The organism is Marinococcus sp. LNHM3E3-2.2 (genome assembly GCF_056034385.1).
The window spans coordinates 353,580-378,793 of the sequence record NZ_JBQLIC010000001.1 but is presented as its reverse complement, the minus strand read 5'-3'; the positions used below and the strand labels follow the sequence as shown (position 1 = coordinate 378,793).

General features: G+C 45.5%; 30 protein-coding genes. 18 read left to right on the top strand and 12 right to left on the bottom strand.

Features of this window, described 5'->3' with window-relative positions; translation table 11 throughout:
• Positions 1-17: 17 nt before the first annotated feature.
• Positions 18-1,190, top strand: coding sequence for an ROK family transcriptional regulator (locus ACTRXF_RS01885; RefSeq protein ID WP_474277550.1), 1,173 nt, complete (start codon positions 18-20; stop codon positions 1,188-1,190).
• An 8-nt stretch (positions 1,191-1,198) separates the two neighbouring features.
• Here ACTRXF_RS01885 and ACTRXF_RS01880 read toward each other — a convergent pair whose 3' ends face one another.
• The 5 genes from ACTRXF_RS01880 to ACTRXF_RS01860 all read right to left on the bottom strand — a co-directional run bounded on the left by ACTRXF_RS01880 (position 1,199) and on the right by ACTRXF_RS01860 (position 6,757).
• Positions 1,199-2,497, bottom strand: coding sequence for a TRAP transporter large permease (locus tag ACTRXF_RS01880; protein WP_474260686.1), 1,299 nt, complete (start codon positions 2,495-2,497; stop codon positions 1,199-1,201).
• Positions 2,494-2,988 (bottom strand): TRAP transporter small permease, encoded by a 495-nt coding sequence (locus tag ACTRXF_RS01875; protein ID WP_474277548.1) that lies wholly within the window; start codon positions 2,986-2,988, stop codon positions 2,494-2,496. Before ACTRXF_RS01875 ends, ACTRXF_RS01880 begins: the two co-directional genes overlap by 4 nt.
• Position 2,989: 1 nt before the next feature.
• Entirely contained in the window at positions 2,990-3,979 is a 990-nt protein-coding gene (locus tag ACTRXF_RS01870) for a TRAP transporter substrate-binding protein (protein ID WP_474277546.1), read from the bottom strand.
• Between the two features lie 36 nt (positions 3,980-4,015).
• Positions 4,016-6,370: a glycoside hydrolase family 31 protein gene (locus ACTRXF_RS01865; RefSeq protein ID WP_474277542.1), complete on the bottom strand. Its 2,355-nt coding sequence runs from the start codon at positions 6,368-6,370 to the stop codon at positions 4,016-4,018.
• Between the two features lie 195 nt (positions 6,371-6,565).
• Complete coding sequence (locus tag ACTRXF_RS01860; RefSeq protein WP_474260682.1) at positions 6,566-6,757, bottom strand: hypothetical protein; 192 nt, start codon at positions 6,755-6,757, stop codon at positions 6,566-6,568.
• Between the two features lie 186 nt (positions 6,758-6,943).
• On the opposite strand from ACTRXF_RS01860, the gene ACTRXF_RS01855 reads away from it, so the two are divergent.
• Genes ACTRXF_RS01855 through ACTRXF_RS01835 form a run of 5 tightly spaced genes read left to right on the top strand, consistent with a single transcriptional unit; the run spans position 6,944 to position 10,681 of the window.
• Positions 6,944-7,744 carry a hypothetical protein gene (locus ACTRXF_RS01855; RefSeq protein ID WP_474277539.1) on the top strand — a complete coding sequence of 267 codons (801 nt, stop codon included), beginning with the start codon at positions 6,944-6,946 and terminating at the stop codon, positions 7,742-7,744.
• A gap of 4 nt (positions 7,745-7,748) precedes the next feature.
• Positions 7,749-8,129 carry a GntR family transcriptional regulator gene (locus ACTRXF_RS01850; RefSeq protein WP_474277537.1) on the top strand — a complete coding sequence of 127 codons (381 nt, stop codon included), beginning with the start codon at positions 7,749-7,751 and terminating at the stop codon, positions 8,127-8,129.
• The gene (locus ACTRXF_RS01845; RefSeq protein ID WP_474277534.1) at positions 8,116-8,820 is read left to right on the top strand and encodes an ATP-binding cassette domain-containing protein; all 705 of its coding nucleotides are present in this window, start codon (positions 8,116-8,118) and stop codon (positions 8,818-8,820) included. The genes ACTRXF_RS01850 and ACTRXF_RS01845 overlap by 14 nt, the downstream gene beginning before the upstream one ends.
• A gap of 2 nt (positions 8,821-8,822) precedes the next feature.
• On the top strand, positions 8,823-9,746 hold the full coding sequence (locus ACTRXF_RS01840) for an ABC transporter ATP-binding protein (protein WP_474277531.1): 924 nt from the start codon (positions 8,823-8,825) through the stop codon (positions 9,744-9,746).
• Between the two features lie 2 nt (positions 9,747-9,748).
• Complete coding sequence (locus ACTRXF_RS01835; protein ID WP_474277529.1) at positions 9,749-10,681, top strand: ABC transporter permease; 933 nt, start codon at positions 9,749-9,751, stop codon at positions 10,679-10,681.
• A gap of 88 nt (positions 10,682-10,769) precedes the next feature.
• On the opposite strand, the gene ACTRXF_RS01830 is transcribed toward ACTRXF_RS01835, so the two are convergent.
• Together ACTRXF_RS01830 and ACTRXF_RS01825 are read right to left on the bottom strand one after the other, a co-directional pair.
• Entirely contained in the window at positions 10,770-11,441 is a 672-nt protein-coding gene (locus tag ACTRXF_RS01830; protein ID WP_474277526.1) for a DUF1129 domain-containing protein, read from the bottom strand.
• On the bottom strand, positions 11,442-11,768 hold the full coding sequence (locus ACTRXF_RS01825; protein WP_474277523.1) for a PadR family transcriptional regulator: 327 nt from the start codon (positions 11,766-11,768) through the stop codon (positions 11,442-11,444). It lies immediately after the preceding gene.
• Positions 11,769-12,001: 233 nt separating this feature from the next.
• Between ACTRXF_RS01825 and ACTRXF_RS01820 the strand changes: the two genes are divergently transcribed.
• The 6 genes from ACTRXF_RS01820 to ACTRXF_RS01795 all read left to right on the top strand — a co-directional run bounded on the left by ACTRXF_RS01820 (position 12,002) and on the right by ACTRXF_RS01795 (position 14,116).
• The gene (locus ACTRXF_RS01820) at positions 12,002-12,274 is read left to right on the top strand and encodes a hypothetical protein (protein WP_474277521.1); all 273 of its coding nucleotides are present in this window, start codon (positions 12,002-12,004) and stop codon (positions 12,272-12,274) included.
• Positions 12,271-12,564: a hypothetical protein gene (locus ACTRXF_RS01815; protein WP_474277518.1), complete on the top strand. Its 294-nt coding sequence runs from the start codon at positions 12,271-12,273 to the stop codon at positions 12,562-12,564. The genes ACTRXF_RS01820 and ACTRXF_RS01815 overlap by 4 nt, the downstream gene beginning before the upstream one ends.
• 34 nt (positions 12,565-12,598) lie before the next feature.
• The gene (locus ACTRXF_RS01810) at positions 12,599-12,775 is read left to right on the top strand and encodes a YqhR family membrane protein (RefSeq protein ID WP_474277516.1); all 177 of its coding nucleotides are present in this window, start codon (positions 12,599-12,601) and stop codon (positions 12,773-12,775) included.
• Between the two features lie 24 nt (positions 12,776-12,799).
• Positions 12,800-13,156: a hypothetical protein gene (locus ACTRXF_RS01805; RefSeq protein WP_474277513.1), complete on the top strand. Its 357-nt coding sequence runs from the start codon at positions 12,800-12,802 to the stop codon at positions 13,154-13,156.
• A 62-nt stretch (positions 13,157-13,218) separates the two neighbouring features.
• Positions 13,219-13,413 (top strand): bacteriocin-like WGxF protein, encoded by a 195-nt coding sequence (locus ACTRXF_RS01800; protein WP_474277509.1) that lies wholly within the window; start codon positions 13,219-13,221, stop codon positions 13,411-13,413.
• Between the two features lie 115 nt (positions 13,414-13,528).
• Positions 13,529-14,116, top strand: a complete 588-nt coding sequence (locus ACTRXF_RS01795; RefSeq protein ID WP_474277505.1) for a hypothetical protein — start codon at positions 13,529-13,531, stop codon at positions 14,114-14,116.
• A 31-nt stretch (positions 14,117-14,147) separates the two neighbouring features.
• On the opposite strand, the gene ACTRXF_RS01790 is transcribed toward ACTRXF_RS01795, so the two are convergent.
• Entirely contained in the window at positions 14,148-14,621 is a 474-nt protein-coding gene (locus ACTRXF_RS01790) for a peptide-methionine (S)-S-oxide reductase (RefSeq protein ID WP_474277709.1), read from the bottom strand.
• A gap of 523 nt (positions 14,622-15,144) precedes the next feature.
• Positions 15,145-15,690 carry a DUF1697 domain-containing protein gene (locus ACTRXF_RS01785; RefSeq protein WP_474277503.1) on the bottom strand — a complete coding sequence of 182 codons (546 nt, stop codon included), beginning with the start codon at positions 15,688-15,690 and terminating at the stop codon, positions 15,145-15,147.
• 243 nt (positions 15,691-15,933) lie between these two features.
• Here ACTRXF_RS01785 and ACTRXF_RS01780 point away from each other — a divergent pair, with 243 nt between their 5' ends.
• The 4 genes from ACTRXF_RS01780 (at position 15,934) to ACTRXF_RS01765 (ending at position 17,718) form a co-directional block, all read left to right on the top strand.
• Entirely contained in the window at positions 15,934-16,059 is a 126-nt protein-coding gene (locus ACTRXF_RS01780) for a hypothetical protein (protein ID WP_474277498.1), read from the top strand.
• 579 nt (positions 16,060-16,638) lie between these two features.
• Positions 16,639-16,953, top strand: a complete 315-nt coding sequence (locus tag ACTRXF_RS01775; RefSeq protein WP_474277496.1) for an Lrp/AsnC family transcriptional regulator — start codon at positions 16,639-16,641, stop codon at positions 16,951-16,953.
• Positions 16,920-17,084: a hypothetical protein gene (locus ACTRXF_RS01770; RefSeq protein WP_474277493.1), complete on the top strand. Its 165-nt coding sequence runs from the start codon at positions 16,920-16,922 to the stop codon at positions 17,082-17,084. The genes ACTRXF_RS01775 and ACTRXF_RS01770 overlap by 34 nt, the downstream gene beginning before the upstream one ends.
• A 106-nt stretch (positions 17,085-17,190) precedes the next feature.
• Positions 17,191-17,718 (top strand): hypothetical protein, encoded by a 528-nt coding sequence (locus ACTRXF_RS01765; RefSeq protein ID WP_474277491.1) that lies wholly within the window; start codon positions 17,191-17,193, stop codon positions 17,716-17,718.
• 242 nt (positions 17,719-17,960) lie between these two features.
• On the opposite strand, the gene ACTRXF_RS01760 is transcribed toward ACTRXF_RS01765, so the two are convergent.
• Positions 17,961-18,152, bottom strand: coding sequence for a DUF6440 family protein (locus ACTRXF_RS01760; protein ID WP_474277488.1), 192 nt, complete (start codon positions 18,150-18,152; stop codon positions 17,961-17,963).
• Positions 18,153-18,443: 291 nt separating this feature from the next.
• On the opposite strand from ACTRXF_RS01760, the gene ACTRXF_RS01755 reads away from it, so the two are divergent.
• Both ACTRXF_RS01755 and ACTRXF_RS01750 read left to right on the top strand, forming a co-directional pair.
• Positions 18,444-19,154, top strand: a complete 711-nt coding sequence (locus ACTRXF_RS01755; RefSeq protein WP_474277486.1) for an SDR family NAD(P)-dependent oxidoreductase — start codon at positions 18,444-18,446, stop codon at positions 19,152-19,154.
• A gap of 128 nt (positions 19,155-19,282) precedes the next feature.
• On the top strand, positions 19,283-19,465 hold the full coding sequence (locus ACTRXF_RS01750; RefSeq protein ID WP_474277483.1) for a hypothetical protein: 183 nt from the start codon (positions 19,283-19,285) through the stop codon (positions 19,463-19,465).
• 489 nt (positions 19,466-19,954) lie between these two features.
• Here the strand turns inward: ACTRXF_RS01750 and ACTRXF_RS01745 are convergent, their stop codons facing one another.
• Together ACTRXF_RS01745 and ACTRXF_RS01740 are read right to left on the bottom strand one after the other, a co-directional pair.
• The gene (locus ACTRXF_RS01745; protein WP_474277480.1) at positions 19,955-22,297 is read right to left on the bottom strand and encodes a beta-glucosidase; all 2,343 of its coding nucleotides are present in this window, start codon (positions 22,295-22,297) and stop codon (positions 19,955-19,957) included.
• A 27-nt stretch (positions 22,298-22,324) separates the two neighbouring features.
• Complete coding sequence (locus ACTRXF_RS01740; protein WP_474277478.1) at positions 22,325-25,102, bottom strand: beta-glucosidase; 2,778 nt, start codon at positions 25,100-25,102, stop codon at positions 22,325-22,327.
• Positions 25,103-25,214: the final 112 nt, after the last annotated feature.

Below are 25,214 nucleotides of genomic sequence, written 5' to 3'. Positions count from 1 at the left end.
AGAAAGAGGGATCTACCTTGCATAAAGGTGACTGGAACTATATCCGAAACTTAAACCGACGGCTGATTCTTGAGGAAATCGTGAAGAATGCTTCCCTTTCCCGGAGTGAGCTTGCAAGAATTACCGGCTTAAATAAAGCAACCATTTCCACGCAGATTAATGATCTGCTCGAGCAGGGGCTCGTGATTGAAACAAGAACCGAAGCACTCGAGACTCCCGGCCGGAAGCCCATTATTATCGAAATGAACGAACGAGCCGGCTTTACGATCGGCATTGATATTGATGAACTGAGCACCAATATCATTTTTTGTGACCTGAAGGGCCGCCGGCTTCATCAAAAGCAGCTGCATCTGGACACATATCATTTTGAAAGCATGCTTGAAGAATTAATTCGACAGCTGCAGACAGAAATTGATGTATTCCGGAGCGGCACCTCTGATGCTCCCCTTGCCGGAATCGGCATCGGTATTCACGGCATCGTAAATAACGACAGCCAGATCGTTTACACCCCGAAGCAGGAATGGGTGGATCTCGACGTGAAGACCCGGCTCGAAGAAGCATTTGACACCCCCGTTCATGTGGACAACAGCGCCAACTTGGCAGTGTATGCCGAACATGTTTACGTAGAACACGTACCGGACCTGTTCTGCCTGACCCTGTATTCCGGCATCGGGCTTGGCATGGTCAAGGATTCGGTCATTTACCGCGGGCATCAGGGCTTTGCGGGTGAAATCGGCCATATGATTATTGAGCCAAACGGCAAGCCCTGCCCTTGCGGCAATCATGGTTGCTGGGAGCTGTACGCTTCCAATAAAGCGTTTTTTAAAATGCTTCACGATAACGGTACAGACTTTCATACCCAGGAGCAGGTGCAGAAGCATTTGGAAACGGCCAACGCCGAACAGGTGATTAACGACTACATTTTCTACCTTTCAATCGGGGTAAATAATGTGATTAACATTTTCAATCCGGAGCGCATCATCATTAACAGCCCGCTGTTTGCCTCTAAGCCGGAGCTTTTGGACCGGGTCGAGGCATCTCTGCAGTCCAAGTTCAACAACTACGAGCAGCTGAAAGTCTCGAGCCTGAACGAAGATGCCTGCGCTCTCGGCGCCGCAGCGCTTGCGTTCAAAAAGTTTCTCGGCGTGCACCACGTGGACCACTCCGCCTCCTTTATCAAAAAGCAATAAATATAAAGCTACATCAGATCAAACAGCTGAGGCAGGAACAGGCTGAGCTGCGGGATAAAGGTAATGGCTAGCACCATGACAATCAGTATGATGAAATACGGCACCAGCGCTTTGATGACGCTTTCGAGTCTTGCGTTAGCTACACTTGTACCAACAAATAATACGCTTCCGACCGGAGGAGTAATGTTGCCGATACAAAGGTTGAACGCAATAATAATGCCAAAGTGAACGGGATCGATGCCAAGCTCGGTAACGACCGGTAAAAAGATCGGTGTGAAAATAAGCACGGCCGGCGTAATATCCATAAAGGTTCCCATGACGAGCAAAATCACGTTGATGAGCAGAAGAATTACGATCGTATTCGCGCTGATTGAAAGAAGCGCGCTGCTGATCCCTGCTGGAATCTCGGTATAGCTCATTACGAGCGAAAACAGGGATGATGCCGTAATTAAAAGCAGAATCATACCGGTAATTTCAATGGTTTCCTTGAAAATGTTTTTAAATTGCTCTTTTTTCAGCTGCTTGTATAAAAGCGACAGCAGCAGTGCGTAAATGACTGCTACCGCCGCGCCTTCGGTGGCGGTAAAAATACCGGCAACGATCCCGCCGATAACGATGATAATCAAAAGCAGACTTGGAATTGCGTCAAAGATGATAAACATTTTATTCTTCCAGCTGACTTTCTCGGATACTGGATATTTATGTTTTCTGGCATATACGTACGCAATCGCCATAACAGAGAGGCCCCATAAAATGCCTGGAATGTAGCCGGCCATAAACAGCGCTGCAATCGAAGTTCCTCCGCTGACCAGGGAATACACAATCAGCATCGAGCTCGGCGGAATTAAAAGTCCTGCCGGTGCCGACGCGATATTAGTCGCGGCAGAATAGCTCAGGGAATATTTCTGTCTCATTTCCATCGGGGTCATGATTTTCCCCATCGCAGCCGCCGCTGCGACACTTGAGCCCGAAATCGAGCCAAACAGCATATTTCCGACGACGTTCGTATGGGCGAGCGACCCTGGCAGCCTTCCCACAATAATTTTTGCCAGGTTAATGAGCCTAAACGCGATGCCTCCGTTGTTCATAATAATACCTGCAAGCACAAACAATGGAATCGCCAGAATGGTAAAGTTGTCTACGCCTGTCGCAAGGCGCTGGGCGGTAATAATGATACTGACGTCAAATGGAATGACAAGTGAAATGGTTACCATCGCACTCAGCAGAATCGCGAGCGCAATCGGCACTCCGAACACGAGCAGTATCCCGAGCGATGCAAATAATAAAATTCCGGCTGTAACTGTCATCCTTTTTCCCCCTCACTGGCAGTGCCGATCCGGCTGCTGCCACGAAGCATATCAATCAGCGCGTACATAACGATACATACGCCTGAAACCGGCACGGCGCTGTAGACAAACAGCATGGACATCCCTGTTGCCGGGGCCGTTTCCGAGTATGTATACGTCAGCAGAATGATGCCGCCGATGATCATCGGTACTATCCCTAAAAACACCCATAAGACATTGATCGCAAGGTTAATCAAGCGCTGCGAACGTTCCCGGAACTTTTCCACCAGAAACACAATGGCAATGTGCTTTTTCTGTCCAAACACGTAAGCAGCCGTCAGCAGCGTAAACCAGATGAGCATAAAGCGGATGATTTCTTCGCTTGTGGTACTCGGCGCATCCAGGACGTACCGGGTAAACACCTGCCAGATCGAAAGTAAAGCCATGCAGGTAATTAATACGGCGTTAACAATTAATAGCGCACGGTCGAGAATCATTTTGACCTTTTGCATCCTACTCGGCCTCCTTTATTTTATTGTAAATATCAGAGGTGTCCGGATCGTTCTGGAATTCTTCATGCAGCGGCTGAACCTCGTCAATAAACGATTGTTTATCTACTTCATAAAACTCTACGTTCATTTCCTCTTCGGCCGTAGCCTTGGCTTCTTCTACTGTTTGATTCCAAAGATCTTCATGATAGCTGGTTGATTCTTCTGCAGCCTCTTCAATGACCTCCAGTTCACTATCTGAGAGGTCTTGCATCGTATTTTCATTAGCAATCAGCACGTCGGGAACGATAGCGTGTTCGGTGTAGAAATAGTTTTTCGCCACTTCCCCGTGGTTGCTGTTCGTAAGCGCCGTCGCATTGTTTTCGGCGGCATCAATGACACCTGACTGCAGCGCGGTGTATACTTCCCCGTAGCTCATCGGCGTTGGGGTGCCTCCCATCGCTTCGATCATCTGTACACTCGTCTGACTCGGCTGCACTCTCGTTTTTAAGCCGCTCATATCCTCGCTTGTTTCGAGCATCGTATTTTTCGTATAAACGTTGCGGACACCTGCATCATAATACGTCAGCCCGCGGAACCCTTTGTCAGCAGATTCCATGTAAATGTCGCTGGTCACTTCTTCATCGTTCATGACACGCTTAAAGCTTTCCTGGCTTTCAAATAAATACGGCAGGCTGAAGACGGAATACGCCGGTTCAAAGCTTTCGAGGGCACTCCCGCTCACCTTGCTGAAATCCATGGCGCCGGTCTGAGTCCCTTCAATTACTTCCCGCTCGCTTCCAAGCTCCCCGTTCGGGTAAATTTTAATGCTCATGTCTCCATCCGATTTTTCCTCCACAAGCTCGGCAAACCGTTCAAGCGATTGGTGCACCGGATGGTCCGTCGGCTGGTTGTGTGCGAGCGTGAAGGTCTGTTCTTCCTCCCCGCTTGCACTCTGGCAGCCTGTCAAAGCAATCAGGGCCGTCATCGTAGCAAGACTTATCCATTTTTTCACTGTTGTTTCCCTCCTTTAATTAACGTTCAGCGATACTCACTTCCATGAAAACCACGTGTCTGCTTTTCCGTTAATAATAACCTGCCTCGTTTCATCCTCCGGAAGCTGGAAGTGCATAGACGTAAAACCATTCCTGTACGACCCTTCCTGAAGGACTTCAATGTAAATACCGCCTTCGCCAGGCGTCATGGTACATGTAATCGAAAGCTCGTCGGTATCGTGACGCTTGTCGTTGTCGTCGTAATACGTAAACGATGTCTGTTCACCGTTTTGGCCCGGATACACATGCATGTCGATCCGGCTTTCGGCTTCGTTTTCCACCGGCAGCAGGCTGCCGCCCTTTACCATTACCGGCGTATACTCGAGCGGAGCAGGAACCGTGACCCTGCGTCCCCCTTCGTACCACTGCCCGGTATACATGTCGTACCACCCGTGCGGATGAGCAGGCAGGTACACTTCACGTTCACGCTCTCCCGGACGTACAATGGTGCATACTAGCAGCTCTTCGCCCAGCATGAACTCGTCGTTTTCGACATGCGTCGCTGCATCGTCGCCAAAGTCAAAGAAGGTTGGCTTGATCACCGGCTCGTAGCTGGCCGACGACTTGTGAAGAAGCGAGAATATATACCCGGACAGCTTCTGGTGCCAGTGAATGGCGTCGGAAACCTTGTCGACAATCTCCGGGTACATCCACGGTTCGTTCACCGTCTGGTCGTCATTCCAGGAATGTATTGTAAACCGCGGATAATAAATGTTGCTCTGAATCCAGCGCAGAAAAAGCTCCGGCTCCGGCGCGTCGCCGGAGAAACCGCCCGTATCATGTCCGAAATTGTAAATGCCGGAAAGACTTAAGCCGATCGCCATTTTAATGTTGTACTGGAGCGTTTCCCAATTAGAGTAGTTGTCTCCGGTCCACGTCTGGGCGTACCTGCTGAGGCCCGCGCTTCCTGCCCGGCTGATCAGGTACGGGCGTTTTTCACTGTCAAACTCGGTCTGGGCTTCGAGCGAGCTTTTCGTCATCAGCATCGGGAAAATTGCGCGGTAGTCCTGAAACCTTCCGCCCTGGCCAAACAAATGAACCACTGCTTCAGGATCCCAGATTTCAAACTCGTTGTTGTCATTCCAGGTGGCGTCGATCCCGTTTGCAAGCAGTTCCTTTTTCACGTTTTCTTTCCACCACTCAATGGTCTGCCTGTTGGTAAAGTCCAGATAGACGCCCATATCGTCCCAGAACTGCTGCAGGAGCGGCCGGTGTTTTTTGTCGAGAACAATGTAGTCGTTGTTAAGTACTTCTTCATGCTTTGGGTGATCGATCAACAGGCTCGGTTTAATGTTGGCAATGATGCGGACGCCGTTCGCATGAAAATCTTCAGTAAATTTTACCGGATCCGGAAATTTTTCATAGTTCCAGTTGAAGACGTACCGTTTATGGTCAATGGATGTATATCCTGAGGAGAGGTGAAAGGACTCGCACGGCATGTCGTGTCTCTGGCAGTCTTCTACAAAGTTCATCAGACGCTCCTGAGACCTTTCTTCATCGGTATAGGTCATTGTTGACCCGGAGTAGCCGATGCTCCATTTTGGCATCAGTGCCGGACGGCCAGTCATCCAGGAAAAGCGGCGGGTGACCTCAGCTGTCGTTGGCCCGAGAATGAAGTAGCAGTCCAGAAAATGAGAGCTGGATTGAAAAAAACGGTACTTTCCGTGGTAGTTGTCCTTTTCCCGGCCCATGTCGAAAGCGCATTCATTATAGTCATCGTAGTAGAGTCCAAAAGCCACTCCGGTTTCCGGCGAATGCGTAATATAGTACGGAATATGCTTATATAGCGGGTCCGTTTTTTGGGCATCGTAGCCCATTGCGTCAATGTTCAGCATCCGGAAGCGCTCCCCGTACTTATTGACATTTCCTGTTTTTTCCCCGAGGCCGTAGTAACGCTCTCCTTCATTTCGTTTTAAGTAGTGGGCTGTCGGCGCCGTTTCAGCAATCTGAAACCCGTACGCCTGGGTATTTCGGTCTTCGGCAATCAGCTTCTCTTTTTCATCTGTTTTGTCGAACCAGCTGCAGTGCAGCTTCGTTTTATTGATCATCAGCTTAAGTGAAGCCGTTTCAATTACATATTCTTCAGGATTCTCTGACGTTTCATAGGCCGGGAGCGAAAAATAATCAGTGATTCGATTCCGGTCGAGTCCTTCAAACGGCATCTCCGTGTCTCCCGGGGCCACTGCCCATGTATGTATATCCATCTCCGGCTGTCCCTTCGTCAGTGTAACGCGGAACAATTTTTCTTCGAGTACATAAACGCAAAAGTACATTTCCTGCACATCGGATTCAAAAATAAGCATATTGTTCTTTTGAGCAGATAAATAAAACTGGTCTTTCGTCGTTAGCATATGTTCACCCTCTTTGGATTAATCACTTGCCCAAATAATTAATTTGTAGTGTAAACAAATTAATTATTTACTTTATGATAAGGCTTTCCTGAACGTTTCGCAACCCCGATTTTCTTGATGATTTATTCTGTTGTTATATTAAAAAATGGTTCCCCTCTCTGCCTAGGGGAACCATCGTTATGCAATACTGCGCTGCTACTCTTCTGTTCTTTTCCTGTGATAAAAGAAATTGCACAGAAAAAGCACCGCCACGACCGCAGTCATAAACAAAATACCTTCTATCCTGTACGTTGCATCGTAATGGGTCTGGTCTAGTAGAAGCACCAGGTTCCATGAAACAAATAAAAATATTCCATACAAATAAAGAACGGATTTTGTACTTTTCATCCAATCCCTCCATCGGCTAGTATTGCTGACTTTTTTCTGTTCCCTTCCCCTTTTCGGCTAAATCGTTAGAATTGAACTTTATTAAAAGATTTTTAAGAAATGACTCTCCGTTATAAATATTGTTGACGTTTCTTTTGTACCAGTGTACTATTTAATTAATACACTAATACAAAGGAGCTGTGCTTTATGACAAGCTGGTTACAATTGTGGAAAAAAGAGTTTGCGCTGACGCGATCCGTCTTTTACTGGTGCCTGGCGCTGATATTTTTCGTCGTCATCTTCGCCATCGTTATGAACAGCGGAAATTTTTTCTCGGTAAATTCGAATAACCCTGCCGAAACGGTGGGAAGCGTGGTGTTAGGTTCTCTCAGCGCAGGTATTCTTGCCCATTTTGTTTATCTTCCCATCTATGTGATTGTCAGCCTGGAGCTCGAACGCCGTCAGCTGCACCTCTGGCTCTATCAGCCGCAGCCGGTGACTAAATTGCTCAGCGCCAAATATGCAAGCGGCCTCGCATGCGCTTCTATTTCGCTTTTTATTAACGGCCTTCTGCTTCTTATTGCTGCCTGGCTGACCCCTGGCCTCCCTCCCTTTTTCGGCCTGCTAGAGGAAGGGATAACATGGCTGCAGGTGCTCGCTTTATGCCTGCTTTGTTCGGTTTTTGTGCTTCTCGTCTCTCTTTACTTCAGTGTTTACCTGTTATTTATTTACTCGTTTGACTTTGCGTTTCGGCACACCATAGGTAAAGGGCTTCAAATCGTGTTGGCGGTAGCTGCCGTGTTTCTCCTGAGCCTCCTTGCCAGTTCAGGACTCGGTGATGTGTATCAGGCGATCACCAGCTGGGGCCAGTTTTCGCTCACCGGACTGGTGAATGTGGAATTTTTTAATCTCAACCTATATGCCGGCGTCATTCTTTTTCATACCGTGGTTGGCGCAGTCCTCTTTATCCTGTCCGCTCAGCTGATTGATAAGAAAGCGGAGGTATAGGCTCATGGCTTACACATTTGATAACTCCAGGCCCATTTACCAGCAAATCATTGATACGATCCACGGAAACATCATCCGGGGCGAATGGCCGCCTGGCACGAAGCTTCCTTCCGTCCGGGCGCTGGCTGTCGATTTTGGTGTGAATCCAAATACCGTATCCCGGACATACAGTGAATTAGAAAGGACAGGAGTGTTGGAAATGAAACGGGGACAGGGAACCTTTGTAACCGAAAGCGAAGCAACCATTCAGCAGTTAAAGCAGCATCTGATGCGGCAGCGGATTCAGGAGTTTATGAACGAAATGGAAAGCCTCGGCATGAGCAAGGAAGAAATTCGCCAGGGCATTGATTCCTACCGAAAGGATGAGGACCATGATAACCTTTGACGGGGTAACGAAGAAATTTTTAAGCCGCACTGCTCTCGAAAACGTGACGATCGAAATCCCTTCCAAGGGAGTAACAGGCGTGGTCGGCGAAAACGGAAGCGGTAAATCAACCCTTCTCAAGCTTGCCGGCGGGCTGCTGCGTCCGGACAAGGGATCGGTTTCTTATAACGGACAGCCGGTCTCACGAAAAGACAGCTCCCGGATCGCCTATTTATCGGAAAACGACCATATGTACGCCTTTTTCCGGATCGACCAATTAATTGCTTATCAGGCTTCCCAGTTTCCTGATTTCAACAAACAGCGCGCTTATGACATGCTGTCGTTTATGAATCTCGATCCTGCGCAAAAAATCAAAACGCTCTCCAAGGGCAACCGCGGCCGGGTAAAAATTGTGATTACGCTGGCCCGGGAAGCCGAGCTGCTTCTCCTCGACGAGCCGCTTTCGGGACTCGACCCCATCGTACGGCGCTCCATCATCCAAAGCCTCGTATCCTTTGTTGATGTCGAAGCCCAGGGCGTCCTGATCAGTACGCACGAAGTGAGTGAAATGGATCCCCTGCTCGACCGGGTGCTCGTCCTCCGGCAGCAGCACGTGCTGGACCTTGAAGACAGCGAAGCGATACGCGAGCGTTTCGGCGTTGATACAGCCGGATGGATGGAGCACATTTATGCCAGGGAAAGGAATGTTTAATCATGAACCAGCATCCCGTACTGCAGTTGGAAGGACTCACCAAGTCCATTCAAAAAACAACCGTCGTCCATCCCCTTGATTTACAGGTGTACGCCGGAGAGGTGTTTGGATTTATCGGGCCAAACGGAGCAGGCAAAACGACCACCATCCGCATGATTCTTGGCTTGATTAAAGCCACCGGGGGCGACATTTATATCGCTGGCGAGAATGTGCGGACCAATTCTTTAACCGCTATTTCTCACGTCGGCGGCATCATTGAAAGCCCGGAAATGTATGATTACTTAACGGGCGAGCAAAACCTGAAGCACTATGCCCGGCTTGCCGGTAATGCTTCAGCCAACAACATTTGGGATGCCGCCGAACGGACGGGTATTGCTTACGCCTTAAAGCGAAAACTAAAGACCTATTCCCTTGGCATGAAGCAGCGCCTGGGGCTTGCGCAGGCACTGCTCCACCAGCCAAAGCTGTTAATATTGGATGAACCGACAAATGGACTGGACCCCGCGGGTATCCGGGAACTCCGGCAATATTTGCGGCAGCTCGCTGAACAGGAGCAAATGGCAGTATTCATCTCCAGCCACCAGCTATCGGATATGGAGCAGATGTGCGACCGTATCGGGATTATTCACCAGGGACACCTGGTGGATGTCCAGCCGGTCCAGTCCTTTATACAGGGAGACCATCAAAAGCAGGTTGTCACCATTGTTACCGATCAGCCCCGTGAGGCTTCCATGGTGCTAAAACCATTTACACAGGAGCAGACGACCGTGATGGACGCTTCCTCTCTCCGGGTATCTCTATCGCCCGACGATGTTCCTCATTGTATAGCCACACTGGTCGAGCACGGCATCCGTATATACGAAGTCTCCGTGCATCACCATTCACTCGAGGACCAATTCTTGAAAGTAACCAATGGAGGGGTGTAAGCATGATGTGGGCTATCTGGAAAAATGAAAACATAAAATGGATGCACAAAACAAGCACCTGGATCATTGGGGGACTGGTGGTGCTGATGATTATCGGCGCGGCCCTGCTCAGCAGATGGAACGGAGTCGAGGAAGAGTCGCAGTGGCGGACCGATTATGAACAGGCACTAACGCAGTACGAGGAAGGCGGGGAGCAGACCGGAGCCTCTTTAACGCCGGAGCTCGCTGCTGAATATGAATACCGGCTGCAGGAGAACATTCCTCCACTTGCTGCATACGGGCAGTGGAATTATGTAGATGAAATGACAATAATGATCTCGTTTATTACCCTGTTTTCCATTATTGTTACATCGACGCTGGTCGCCAGCGAATTTCAGACGGGGTCGGTGAAGCTCTTATTTATCCGGCCAATCCCAAGATGGAAACTGCTCATAGGCAAATACCTTTCCGGAATGACATTTGCGGCCCTTCTCACTATGTTTACACTCGCTTCCGTATACATCACAGGCGGTCTGGTGTTTGGCTTTTCGCCACTCGATGCACCTTATCTTTACAGCAGCGAAGACCTGCTGGAGAGAAACGCAGCGATTCACATGCTCAGCACGTTTGGTCTTGGCTTCATCCAGACAGCTGTCATGACGCTATTTGCCGTGATGCTTGCCTCTCTGTTTCGCAGTAATGCTATGGCCATCGGCGTCAGTGTGTTCAGCATGTTTTTCGGAACCACCGCCACCAAATTACTGGCACAGCTTAATGAAAGACTCGCGTCCTACAGCCTGTTTGCCAATAATGATCTTACGGTTTTCATCAGCGATAATGTTCGCCAGTTCGTTGATGTCAGCCCATGGTTTTCAATCATTATCTTGAGCTGCTACACGTTATTGTTTATAATGATTGCATTAGTCAGCTTCACTCAAAGAGACGTAGCTATCTAATCCAGGGCCCTGATTTGACCGCCGAAAGAAAAAATATATTCTAAAAAAAGGCAGAACTTCATCGTTCTGTCTTTTTTATGATTGTATGCTACGTTTTTCTCCGCAACAGCTCGCCTATCAGCAGAAAAACCACGCCAGCTATTCCAAGCCAGTACACTGGAATAGCGACGGTCGGCCCTAGCGCAGGCAGCCAGAAATACATGGCAAAGAAAGCTCCTCCTGGTATAAAACCTAGCATGACACTTGATAATAGAAATTCCTTTATTTTCGAAATGTTCCGAAAGCAGGACCACTTGATATAGCGAAACACACTGTAGGCCACAGCCGATAATATGAGCGTCTCCAGGATAATGAATATCGCAGCTTTACCCAGGCTGTATGACTTGAATGGCTCTATTTGATGAAAACCATATGAAAGAATCGTTTGAAGTACTCCGCTAAAGAACAGATACACCCCTAAAAAATAACAAATGCCCATTACAAACAACGTCATCATTTCTTTGGGCACTGTCTGAGGCAGCTCGCCGACAATATCTTCCGCATATTGCTTCGGATCGGAGCCGAACAGCTCCGTACTGTCCCTGCCCTCTGCCTGCAGAACAAGAAGATAATCCAGTAATTCCATCAGCACCTCTTCGGTTTCCTGGTCACTCTTATCAAATGAGAGACGGATATATACCAGCATATCCTCATATACTTTTTTATTCTCTTTAGTTAGCTGCTCCCGCTTTTCGTTGTTTTCCTCCACCAGCGTACTCACTTACGACTTCTCCTTGTCCAGTAATTGATCGACGGGCTGCTTCAGGGCATTCCAGTTTTCCCGGAACGCCTCCAGCGAAGCTTCGCCCTCCGGGGTCAGCGTATAGTATTTCCGGTTCGGACCGCTGCCTGAAGCCTTCATTTCCCCGTGAATCAGCTTTTCCTTCTGGAGTCGCAGCAGGAGCGGATAAATGGACCCTTCCTTAACATCGATCCCCTGCTCCTGCAGCTTGACCGCCAGTTCATAGCCATAGACAGTTTCACGGGAAATAATAGCTAAAATACATCCCTCCAGAATCCCCTTCAACAGCTGACTTCGCTCATTCATTTGCTCACCTGCCTTGTATTACATGCTAGTAAATTGGTCAAAAACCTCCCGTACGCATTAACGCCAGGGCGAGTTAGCATAAGAAACATTCTGCTACCTTGTATAACAATATAGTTTTACCATAAGTTACATTTTTTGAAAAAACAATAGTAATTTTTCCAATCATCATAGGGCTTGTATTTTCGGTTCTTATGTTCAAAAATGGAAATAATTACAATCACAGGAGAGAGGCCATGCGTATTACTGTACATGTATTATATTTTGTTTTGCTCCTTTTTGTATGCGGATTGATCGGGTTTGGTTTATTTGGAATTGGTTTTACGAGTTCGCTCCGCCCTTCTGCGTTTCTTTTCTTCTTTTCCTTCAGCGTCATATGGACGGTCAGCTATGTAGGCCATCTTCACCTCGGGCGCTGGGATCTGCGTCTCGCCTTATGGGTATGTACAGTCCTTGGCCTGAGCCTACTGTTCGCTTCAGGGGCAGAAATAATGGAGGTTATTCGATGAAAAAATGGAATCTTGCCATCCTGCTGCTTTCCGGCATGTTTTTGGTATATGGCCTTGGATTGGTATCAATGTTCACCCTTGGCATTTTCAGCAGCATCAATCAATTTTTCAGAACCATGGGCATGGTCGCCGTTCCTCTCGTCCCCTTTTCCCTGTGGCTCTATCTGCTGTACCGGTTTCATGCCAAAAAAGACTATCAAAATTATTACATCGGTATTGGATGTCTTGCGCTTCTGATATTCGCTTTCATATACGATGTGCAGATGCTCCAGCGCTATGCTGCCTGGTAAGATTCTGGATTTTGCCAATAAGGAGGAAATAGAAATGAGCTTCGCCTGGAGAACAGGGTTACTGGCAGGCATTTTAACATTTGTGGTTTTATTTGTTTTAAACGTTCTTTTTCCTGATTTACCGCCTTTACTCGAATTTTCCAGCGATGCCATGATCGCTTTCCTTGCGATCGTCATCGCCTATACTGTCTTCGGGCAAAAAGATTCATGAAATTGACTATAAGGAGCAGTCACGATGAAAATGCTCAAAGTGTTAAAATATATACTGATGATTTGGCTCATTATTCACGGCCTTACAGCTATCGTATTAAGCCTGTTGATACTAACCGGTACTCATTATATCGATGTGCCTGTGTCTTCAGCGATATCCGCTGCCGTGGGCTCCGGCATCTACATCTGGGTTGACCATCAGCTCAAACAAAATTCTTTCTTAGTAATTGTTCGCGTATCCCACAATAAAAGTCTAAAAACCTTCCTGAACTTTTACTTTAACAAATATATCCAGTCATGCAATCTACCCAAATCGCCAAATGAAAGACTTATATCTTTGAGAAACTTTTCAACACCGATTAATAAAGGATTGCCACTTTAATATATGTATATTATTGTTTTAAATGTAATTAATTTACATAAAAGTCGAAGGAGTCTGAATCTATGCGCTATTTAATGTTGGCATTGGCTAATTGCCTGATTTTTATTACGGCAGGAGTTGTTCATCGTTTCTCCATAAGGGCGTTAAACATCCCGTTTGATCATGCGGTGTTGTACTGGGGATCGTTCATTGGAGTGGTGTTCGTTATTACGCTGCTGCTGGTTCCCCTCTTCAATAAACAGTTATCAGCAGTATAAAATGTCGTTGATGAGGCAGGCACGTTCAGCACTCATGGTGATATCATATGCTAGGCTGATGGATGTCTGCCTTTTATCTTTTATATTATTTTGAACAGTGTTAGGAGGGCTTTTCATGTTTACATCCATCCTTCAGCTTCCCTTCCAGCCCCGGAAGCAATTCGCTTTTTTAACAGATCATTACCGGCTCCCCCTGGTGGCAGCCATTATCCTGGGCAGCAGTATTTTACATACTTTTATTACGAATTATATTTTCCCCGATACTAATCAATCTCCAATCTTTTCCGATAATCTCTGGCTTTTAGTGTCGGAGACTCTGTTTGCGGGAATTTCTGTTCTTATATTACCCTTGATTTTGAAAGGCGCGGGCAGCATTCATAATCATCCCCTCTCCTATCAAAAAGCTTTTTGGGTGAATATTTTAACTGTTATTCCTTCTCTATTTCTGCTGCCAATTGCACTTATTGGATTGTTCCTGTTTCTTGCGCAGGGAAGTACTTCGTCAATATTTACGAGTGTCTATATAGTACTGGAATGGCTTTCTTTTGTTTGGGTATTTGTCGTTGCCGTCAGCACGATCCAGGTTGCGGCAAATACGACCAGACCGAAAGCCTTAACGATCGCCTTCACGTACTTATGTTTTACCGTGATAGCTGCTGTCGTCGCGGTTTTATTCCTGGGAGGCTTTTACGCAGCGTTCTAGCTTCCCCGCTGCCTGACCGATAAGAAGGGTTTCACCGATTATATTTACGCAATAACCCTTCCGGAATATGGCAATAATCGTCGGGATATTTATCCAGCCTGTCCTGATGTTCTTCGGCGCTTTTGATGTAATTGGCAAGAGGCAATACCTCAACCATTATAGCCCCGTAATCATTCCTCTCCCTGAGAAACGCCTTCGCCTCTGCTAAATGCTCCAGGCTTTCACTATATACGCCGGTTCTATATTTCTCCCCCACGTCCGGCCCCTGCTGATTTAAGCTGTATGGCTCAATGATTTCAAATAAATATTCCATCAATTCCCTGACGGTTATCACGTCCGGGTCAAATTCCGTTTTTACACATTCAGCGTATCCATCATAGTCACCGTTAAGAGTATGACTGCTTCCGTTCGCTCTGCCCGCCTCAGTAAATTCCACGCCAGGCAGCGTTTTTATAAATGCCTGCACGCCCCATAAACAGCCGCCGGCAAGGTATATGGTTTCCATATAAACACTCCTTTTGTTATCCCAGGACGTAGTATCTTTATAAATTTTTTCCATGATAATTCTTGTTTCGTTCGTATTATAGCCTTGTTTATGAAAAAAGGATGCCGGGCCTCTTTCTTCTTCAACCGTGGATAAATACATTTGATGCACGCTTTCTGCTTTTAGATCTTTTTCTAATTTTTGCATCAGTTCAGACCCTATGTAAGAACGTTTATGACTTTGAACCACGCATAATTCATTTAATTAATAGACCACACTCTGTTCCCAATATTCTAAATTACCTATAGCAAAACCTATCATTGAATCTTTTTGGAAGCATGCCATCCCTCGAAAACTACTCTAAAAGTACATATCATCAATCCGTGCTTTTACATACGTATAAGACCAATTCTCAAACCAGGGCGCTTTTGAGTCTGTAACTCATAAGCAGAAAAATTATCTTCATAAGTGATCCCCTTTTCACTTTCATGTTACTTGCATTAAAAAAACTATACTTTAAAGGTGTGGAACGGGTAAAAAAATACTAATCTGCCTGGCCCTTCATGAGTTCATATATCTTTCGTACTGTGTTAACATTTCGCACCGTTATCTGTTTGTACCTTTTTGTTCCGACGATTTTTGTCAGCCCGCTTTTGGTTGCCTCGTTTTTATCCACGGACCAGAGAACCGCTCCCGGAACATACTGCACTGTGTCAATACCAGGCTTAATGACCAAATGTTCAAGTATCGAAGCCTCATCGATTTCTTCCCATAAAAACAACACGTCGCTTTTCATTTCTTTGTCATTTTTCCATGTGGCTGGAATAGCCTCCATGACCCGTGTAATCTCATCGATACTTCGTACGACTACTTTAATGTGTAAACTGAAATTTTTGTATATGGCTTCTTCCAACACAAGGGGAAGCTCTTCTTTTGACAGGCTGTGATTTGAAAAAATGATGTTGCCGGTATTAATATAGCTCCTCACATCGTTCATTCCGGCTGCTTCAAATGTCTGCTTTAGGGTTTTCATGTCCATTTTATTTTTTCCACCTACGTTAATCCCGCGTAGAAGAGCGATATAAACCATACTTATCCCCCTGTTAACTTTTCATTTATTTTAGCACATTATTCAAAGACCTCATGGATGAACGTGCTGTCCATTCCTGATGCGCGTCCTAAAACCGTAACGCGACAAAATAAACGGAGAGTATCAATGAATTTTAAACGTCCAATGCTCCAGCAATAGCGCCCATTTATCTTTTTGCTATTTCCTAGTAGAATACAAAAAGGAATTATTTTACATTATATAGTGGATAAAGGAGAAACTTTTATGATGAACGAATGGCAAATAGGATTATTGACTGGTTTATTGGCAACGATTAGTTTCATTTCATTAGATATGTTTGCGTCGTTTTCTTATATCGTTGAAATGATAATCGCTTTTTTTTCACACTGACAGGCTCATTTGCAGGAAATAGGTTGTTGAATAGCATACGAAAAAATAAAAAAAGCTCTGGAGAGTAGCTATGAGCATTTTCATGTATCAGTTCATCTATTTTTAAGTTTTTGAATTTTAAGCTAGTCGTTTAAGGAGGAAATCATGAGGATATTAAGACTGTTTTATAAATTGTTTGGAACTATATCGTTTGCTTTAATTCTTATGGATTTGCGCCATATTATTCATATGCCAAATTGGTTATTTATATTATTATTACTTATTTTGGCTATTTCTATTGGGATTTTCTTTTACCTTCAAAGAAAACAATCAAGCGTTTCCACCGACTATGAAAATTGAGTGGGGCTGTAGATGGGGATCTTTGATGGTTAGCCAAATCGTGCCTATTTTAGAATAATTGGTATATATTTCTATTTTTAAAATACCACAGTCCGCCTCATTTTTATACCAATAATTCCCTTTTAAATAAGAACATAAAAATTATTCGTTGCCTCCCGGATTTTTTTCCTTGTATAATATAGGTATTTTATAGGTGCCATGATAATATTCAAGCACATAATTACAAGGAGGCCCTCCACCATGCCATCACTCGATCAAACCGACTGGGCTATTCTACGGGCTTTGCAGTACAACGCCAAAGAATCCTATTCCCATATTGCCCGGTCATTAAATGTAAGTGAAGGAACGATTCGCGCCCGGATCCGCAAAATGCTTGATGACGGAGTTTTTGACTTTATCGTTCATACTGACCCGAAAAAAATTGGTTTGGACGTGCAGGCCATTGTCGGTGTCAATACCAGGCTCGGACAGCAACAGCACACGTCGCTCTTCAACTCCAAACCTTTGAAGCCGTTCGTTTCGTGGGAGCCTTCTCCGGTAATCACGACCTCATGATACAGGCATATTTTTCGACCAATGAGGAATTGGTTTCGTTTATCAACGCCGATTTAGCCGCAATTGAAGGTATTTTAGATGTCGACGTCAACGTAGAGCTCAAGCAATATAAAGACAGCTTTTCCTATTAAGGATAAAAAATAAATAATTTTACCTTTTATTACAAAAATTGGTTTTCATATCCTTTCTTTTCGTTTATACTGAAGCAACATTTTTCGAAAAGGGGGGAGAGCGCGTATGAAAAAGCTCACCACAACAATTTCCAGTCTTCTACTTGCATCGGTAGTTTCCGTTACTTTGGAAACGCCAGCCGAAGCCGCCCATGTAGCTGTCGTCGGCGGTGCCAGTCTGGGGTATCAACCATCCATCCAGGAAGAAAACCACAACGGCCAGCATCCCCTCCGTACCGAAAGCTATATTTCGGAGGAACAGCGTCAGCCTTGCGGCACATCCGAATGCCGAACAATTTTTCAGCAGTACCATGACCACATGAACGACATTTTTAATCGCACCGATGACGTGCTGACATTTGATGCCTTCGAGCAATCCCTCGTGTATCAATTATCCAATGGCGATTATTATATTGTCTCGAATTACACCAATGAAGTTAACGGAAACTATCGCCACATCGAAGTCATTTTGCATCAAAGTCTTGAGTATCTGCAGGACATGTATATCGAAACGGACGCCTCATCGTCATACGCCTCTCCAATGGTTCCTGGCGATAACCGGTGGGCTAGAAACACCGGCCAGGGCGAAGAATAATTACTCAAAGAAGAAAATGCTGTCTCCGTGAAAATATGGAGATGGCTTTTTCAGTTTATCGAACTGCGGAAAAAACTCATGAAAAGCACGATTACTTTTGGGGTTAATATATCAACTAGAAAAGCTTGCATGTAAATAGTTGGGAAGTGGGGGCCCGTTACTGAAACCTGTCCATTTCGTATACACAGAAAGAAAAAGATCCTCCTTTAATGATCCGGATGAAAAATCTCATAATATTTTTATCATTCCCGTACAGGATTTCCTTCGCTGTCGAGTAAAGGTGTCAGACTGCTCCCCGTTCCCGCAACTGTACACATGTAATTAATACCCGTGTCCCGATCGACAACAATAAAAACTTCCCCAAGCTTAGACAAACTTTTTGATTGTTTGATGTAAAAACGCTGCTCTTTTCCCTCTTCATTCTTCTTAAACAATCGAATCGCCCCCCATATTTAAACGAATTACCCCACCTCAGTTTGACTACCTTAATGTCCTGGTTTTCTGCCTATCATTCGTAAGCGTCCAGGCTTTTATCTTTGCTTTAGCCCTTTCTTCGTGACCGGCTAGAATTTTCCCTTCCAGTACGCTTGAAAAAAGAAATATGAACACCCTGTCTCGTTGATAGAATGAGTAAAAGTATAAGCGTAAATTCTTGACCCCGAATGAGGTGGACGAGGTATTCTTATTAATAGATCTTATTAAATAAATCAATGGAGGAATGGAAGATGACCAAATTTGCTTTCGTAACCGGCGCAAATAAAGGGATCGGATATGAAACCGCCCGCCAGCTGGCAGAGCAGGATTATCACGTTTTCTTAGGTGCCCGTAACGAAGAACTTGGCCGGCAGGCCGTTCAATCCCTGGGGGTTTCGAACGTTTCGTTAATTCCAGTCGATATTTCTGACCCCATGTCCATTCAAAGCTCTGTAGACAAAATTCGAATGAAAACGGAACAATTAGATTTACTCATTAATAACGCTGGCATCGCTCTTGATTTTAACCTTTCACCCAGTGAAGTCGATTTAGAAACATTGCAAAAGACATTTGAAGTTAACTTTTTTGGCACGTTCCAAATGATTCAGGCTTACGCACCGTTAGTAAAGCAGGCTCAGGGCGGTAAAATTGTTAATTTAACAACCGATATGGCGTCTCAAACCATGTTTGATAATGGAGAGGCCCCTCCGCTTAATATACTGGGGTATAACTCATCAAAAACGGCAGTGAATTCCTTAACTCTTACCTTCGGAAAAGAGTTTGAAACCGAAGGACCGGAAGTTATAGGGGTAACCCCCGGCTTCACCTCGACTGATTTAAATGGCAACCCTTCTGCCGGAAAGACACCTGCTGAAGGAGCTCAGACAGTCGTGAAATACGCTTTAAGTGAAACTAATTATAACGGCAAGATTCTTAATGATAAAGGTATTATCCCATGGTAAGCTTCCCCTTTAATATCATAAACGGGAGAACCCGACTCAAGGATTCAAGCCAAAGGTAATCAGAAAATTGAATAGAGAATGTCCCGCCTTTTCATTCTTTTTAATTTCTATAAGCGGAGGTTCACTTTATGTCATCAACCTGGAATCAAGAACAGCTCAGCCTTTTTGCCCGTTCCGATGATTTATACGTTTCTCCCTTTTACAGCGATGGTAAAACCCCGGGCACGCCAACATGGATCTGGAAGGACTGGATTCACTGCCGGTTACTTTTTAATCAGAGCAGACAGGCTTTTCATCGGTTAAAAAATTAAAAAACGCATTTTTTCGTGGATCATTTGATTCACGTTTTTTTGTGCCCAATTATTTGGTGATGCAAAGCATTCGCTCTTCCAAGAAGACTCTATTTTTTCTTCTTGCGAAAATTATTTTTAGTAAACGGGCTGGAAATATAAACGACAAATAGAAACCCAAATACATGGGCAGAAATGAGGCCGGTTATTAACATGGTTCTTGAAATATCCAGAGCTGTCAGCGAAAACATTAGTATTCTCTCCACCTTTATAAATTCTTGCCACGGCATACTTTAACGGTCTTTACAGATCGATGTTTCTACGTCACCCACGGTTAAAATTCTCTCCTTCCTAAATTCCCCTATTATCATGTTCATAATCATCCAGACAGCTCAAATTTTTCATTCAAAAAGCCAAAAAAAGACCAGCCGTAAAGGCTGATCTGGAGAAAGGCCGTATATTCATTAAGAAAAATATTGAATAAAGCAGCAACGTAACTTCGCCTGGCTATTATCCTAAATTAATAATTTTTAATACACGGCTGACCGTTTTTTTGCTGATTTTGCCGCTTGTAAACCGGGGGATCTGCCGGAAGGTCATATTCATGATAAACATAGTGTTGTTCGCCTGTAAGGGCTTATTCGCAGCCATTAATCCTTTTTTTATCGACACAATTAAAAGATATATCAGTTGCCCTAACCCTTTTTTATACTTCATTTGGGCAAGCGTGTCGTTATGGTCCAGGTTTTTCTTTCTGTTCCATTTGGAAGCAGGCGGCGTGTGGCCTAAAAGAGCATGAAATTCTTCGTCCCTTATACGATGCACATCTGCTCTATAGTACGAGGGCAGCCTCTCTTTATTATAGGGCGAAGCGTGATCGTCCCCTTCAATCGTTATCGTATGGGACAACCTTATATCCTGAATAGAACTTCCAATATTCAGTGTATACCTGCCGCTTTCCAGGGACCACGCCTGAATGGCTGTGTTATAGTAGGCGGCTTGATCTTCAGTAAACGGAATCGTTACTTCTTTGGCCTCTCCGGGCTCTAAATGCACCTTCACAAACCCTTTCAGTTCTTTTCGGGCCCGAAAGATGTGTGAATCCAATGGTTCAACGTAAAGCTGGGCAATTTCTTCCCCCGCCCGGGAGCCTGTATTTTTTATCGTCAACGAAATATGTGTGCTGCTGACATGCATTTGGCTGTATTCAAAACTAGTGTAGGACAGCCCATACCCAAATGGGAAAAGAACAGGAATTTCTTTAGTATCAAAATAACGGTAACCAATGTAAATGCTCTCTCTATGCTCAGCGGTTGCTTCCCGTCCAGGATAGTACGAAGCTGAAGGGACATCGCTGTAATGAACAGGATACGTTTCCGCCAGTTTTCCACTTGGATTACAGCTACCCTCCAGAACGTCACCCAAAGCTTCTCCCATGCCCTGCCCCCCAAGGTACGTATGAATAATTCCCTGAACCTTTGAGGCAAACGGCATTTCCACTATAGAGCCGCCCGAAAGAATCACAATCACGTTATCATGAATGTTCGTCAGCTCGTCCACCAGCTCTAACTGATTATTTCCAAGCTTCATATCTGACCTGTCTATGCCTTCCGCTTCACTTCCTTCATCTAAACCGAGAAAGAGCAGAACAATGTCTGATTCTCTGGCAAGCGAAGCGGCTTCCTGCTTCAATTTTGTGCTGCTCCCCCCAAACCTCTTAAATCCCTTCGCATAGCCTGAAAGAGTTAATGATGTTTTTTGCAGGGCTTCCCACGGACTGGGTAAACTGGTCGGCTGAACTAGTGAGCTTCCCGCGCCCTGATACCTTGGCACATCTGCAAAATCACCGATAACTGCGATCGTCTGTCCGCTTTGCAGCGGTAGAATATCCTGTTCATTTTTAAGCAGAACCATTGAACGCTTCGCCGCTCCCACGGCTGCTTTGTGATGGTGCTCCGTCTCCACTGCCTTTTTCGTATCAACAGACCGGGTATCAAAGATTAAAGTGAGCAGCCGGTCCACGCTTTGGTCTAAAACGTTCTCCTCCAGCTCATTCGTTTTTATAGCGTGCACGATCTCCTGATCCGTGATGCCGCCAGTCGAGGGCATTTCAAGCTGATTTCCGGCCAACAGTCCCTTGATGCGGTCGTTGTTACCTCCCCAGTCAGTAACAACAACTCCCTCATAGTTCCATTGATGATAAAGCACTTCCTGCATTAGATACAAATGTTCATTGGCATATTCGCCGTTTACTTTATTGTAGGCACTCATCAACGTTTTCGGCTCCCCTTCTTCCACAGCTAAGCGGAAGCCTTCTAAATAAATTTCATGCAGGGCCCGTTCATCGACGATTTCATCAATTGTCATTCTCAAATGTTCCTGACTGTTAACAGCAAAATGCTTAGGACACGCAGATATACCGTTACTCTGGATGCCTCTCGTCATGCTTGCGGCTAATTTTCCGCTGAGAAAAGGGTCTTCGGAAAAATATTCGAAATTCCTTCCGCCCAGCGGATTTCGTTTAATATTTAAACCAGGCCCAAGAACGACACTTACATTTTCACCAACCGCTTCGCTGCCAATATAATGACCAACATCGTGCAGCAGGCTTTCATCCCAGCTGTTCGCCAGCGTGGCAGCGGTGGGAAAGCAGGTGGAAGGGATGCTTTTATTCAGTCCTAAATGATCGGCTTTTCCGCCCTGCTTTCTTAACCCATGGGGCCCGTCTGTCAGCATGATCGAAGGAATATTCAACCTCTCGATGTCCTCCGTGTTCCAAAAGTTTTTCCCGGACATCAGCGAAGCTTTTTCCTCCAGCGTCATCTGATCAATAATTTTTTGGTTTTTCAGCATTGTGTTTACCACCTTGTAGGATTCGTATCATTCGTCATCTTTTTTCATTTCTTGTGTTTGAAGAATGTAGTAGCAGATATTATGGACTGCTTTTCTAAGCCCTGCCACCGTTTCTGTTTCGTCTTCCTCCAGGTGCTCTGCCAGTTCTTCTTCAAATTTATTCGCCATAGGCAGATTGATAGGGAAAGCAAGCATCATGTCGTTTCCGGCATGTATGGCCTGCAACGCATCAAAGTGCTCGCCCTGCGGCCCTATTCCTGCATCGGTAATGACAAAGCCTTCAAATCCCCACTCCTCGCGCAATACGTCGGTCAGTAATGCCTGGCTGCCGCCGGACCAAGTAGGCCCAACTCTTGTAAAGGAGGACATTGCTCCGTGGGGTTCGCCTTCTTTTACTGCTTTTTCAAAAGGACGAAGATAAATTTCCCGCAAAGCCTGTTCATTTGCCCATACATATAATCCGTTACTCGCACGGTTCGTTTCCTGGTCATTTCCAACAAAATGCTTCATTACAGCGGTCGTATCGGTGCTTTCCAGACCTCTGATATAGGCAGCGCCGGTTTCACCGACAAGATGCGGATCCTCCGAGTAATATTCAAAGTTTCTGCCTCCAAGCGGCGTGCGGTGCATATTAAGTGCAGGAGCGTATACCGCTTCCACATCAAAAGCGTTGGCTTCCTCTCCCATCGACGTACCCATGTTTTCCACCAGCGATTTATTCCATGTGCTTCCAACATTGATGCCGGCCGGAAAAGCAACCGATGACCACGAGTCAAAGAAGTTTTTAATCGTAGAAGGCCCATCGTACATGGAGGTTTCCGGAATGCCTAATCGTTCGATAGGCACGGACCAGTAGCCGCCATCACCTGCTAATTTAATCATTTCCTCGGCGGTAAATTGATCGAGAAAGTCCTCCCAGAGAGGATCATTATAATCGAGCCCCTGCAGATCCTCGAGCACAATATCGTTATCCACATTCGTCGGAGGCGTCTCTTCCGTGGTGGCTTCATGCTCGTAATCGGCGGTTTCCTCCACGATATCCGGAATTAAGAAATCATCTTCCGAAGGTCCGTCGGGATAGGTTTCTTCCGGGTTCGCCCGGGATAAATACGTCAGGTCACCTTCAGCGTCCTCGAAACGATTTTGAATCGGTGTACCAGTTGTGCCGTCTTCATCGTAAATGTTTGTTTCTTCAACTGTGAACGTGGAAGTGTCCTGGCTGTCCCGGATATGAGAGGCAACATTCAGATCGTAATCTCCTTCCTCAAGCACCCAGGCTTCTTCATTCTCGTGATCGTAAGTCGCCATATCCTTTACCGGAAAGCTGACAGTCACCACCTCCGATTCACCCGGATCCAGTTCTGAGGTTTTCGCGTAGCCTCCCAGCTCCTTATCCGCTTTTTCCAGGCCGCCTTCACTATATGGAGGAGAAAAATAAACCTGAACGACGTCTTTGCCGGCTGCGTCACCTGTGTTCGTTACATTAATGTCAAAAGAAATTTCGGTATCCGTGAAATTCGTTGCTTCAACATTCCAGTCAAACTCTGTATAGGAGAGACCGTAGCCGAATGGAAACTGAACGGTTTCCTCATATTCTTCGTCTGTCAGAAAGGTTTCATAGTACCGGTAGCCTACGTAGATGCCTTCCTCATTGTTAACAAAATGCCGGCCGGTCTCCTCCCCATTTTCGTTTACATATTCAAAGTCTCCGGTATTTTCAACGGCAGGGTTGCTTTCGACGTTATACGCGTACGTATCCGGGAGTCTTCCGGACGGAGAGGTTTCCCCATTTAACACCCGTGCAATTGCATGTGTTCCGTACTGCCCGGGTCCCCCCACCCAAAGGAGAGCGTCAATATTTTCGTATTCCTCTATAAACCCAAATTCAAAAGCGTTGAACGTATTTGCCAGAATGATGACATGCTCAAAGTTTTCGTTTAATGTCGCGATGGTTTCTTCCTCTTCTTTTCTTAACCGGGTATCTTCGATGGACAGGTCTATCGCTTCAGACCCTACTCTCGAAATGGTATATACTGCTGTATCAGAATAGGATACCGCTTCTTCAAGTGTGTCTCCGGGAAGCTCTGAGACGGGCATTTCCTCCGGGTTGTAGGGCAAAAAGCCAACCGCGTTTGGAAGAAGGGTCTGAATAAGTGATGGATCTGACGGTTCGAAATCTTCTGTAGTAGATTCCTCTTCCTTTTCATAGTTGTTATAGACGTTATAAAGCGTGGAATTATAGTTTATTCCTGCCTCGTCCAACGCTGTATATAACCCGTCAGCCTTCGTGTCATCAATGGACCCGGCCCCGCCTCCGCTGAATACCGGGCGTGCTGAACCAGTTCCAAACACGTTTACTTTTTTATTTTCCAGTGGAAGGACATCGTCATTTTTCAGCATCACAATGCTTTCCTCCATTACCTGCTCCGCCACTTCCCGTGATTCGTCTGCGGCTTCCTCCTGTTCATCGGTTAACGGTGCTGTAGCGCTTAAATACCAGTTAAGCAGGCCTCCCCCAATCAATAGAACAATCAGTAATAAAGAGATCAGTATGTAAGGACGACGCTTCAGTTTTTTGTATTTTTTAAATCCTTTCTTTTTCGCTTTCCTTTCTTTTTTATCCTCCGTGTTTTTAATATCCTTCTTCCATTGCTTTATTTGCGTTTTATCGTCTCTTCGGAGATCCTTTTTTTCTTCTCTTGAAAGCGGTTTTCGTTTCTTTTTCTCTTCTCTTAGTGCTTTAATTTTCCTTTTTGCTTCTTGTTTTTGTTCTTTAACCTTCTCTTTAAATGCTGACCGGTCCATTGTTATGAACCCTCCCCCCCTTGATTTGTAAGCGCTGACATTTATACATATCTCTTAACTGCACTTAGTATACAAAGGTCTAATAAAAAAAACATTCCCATTTAAGAAGGAA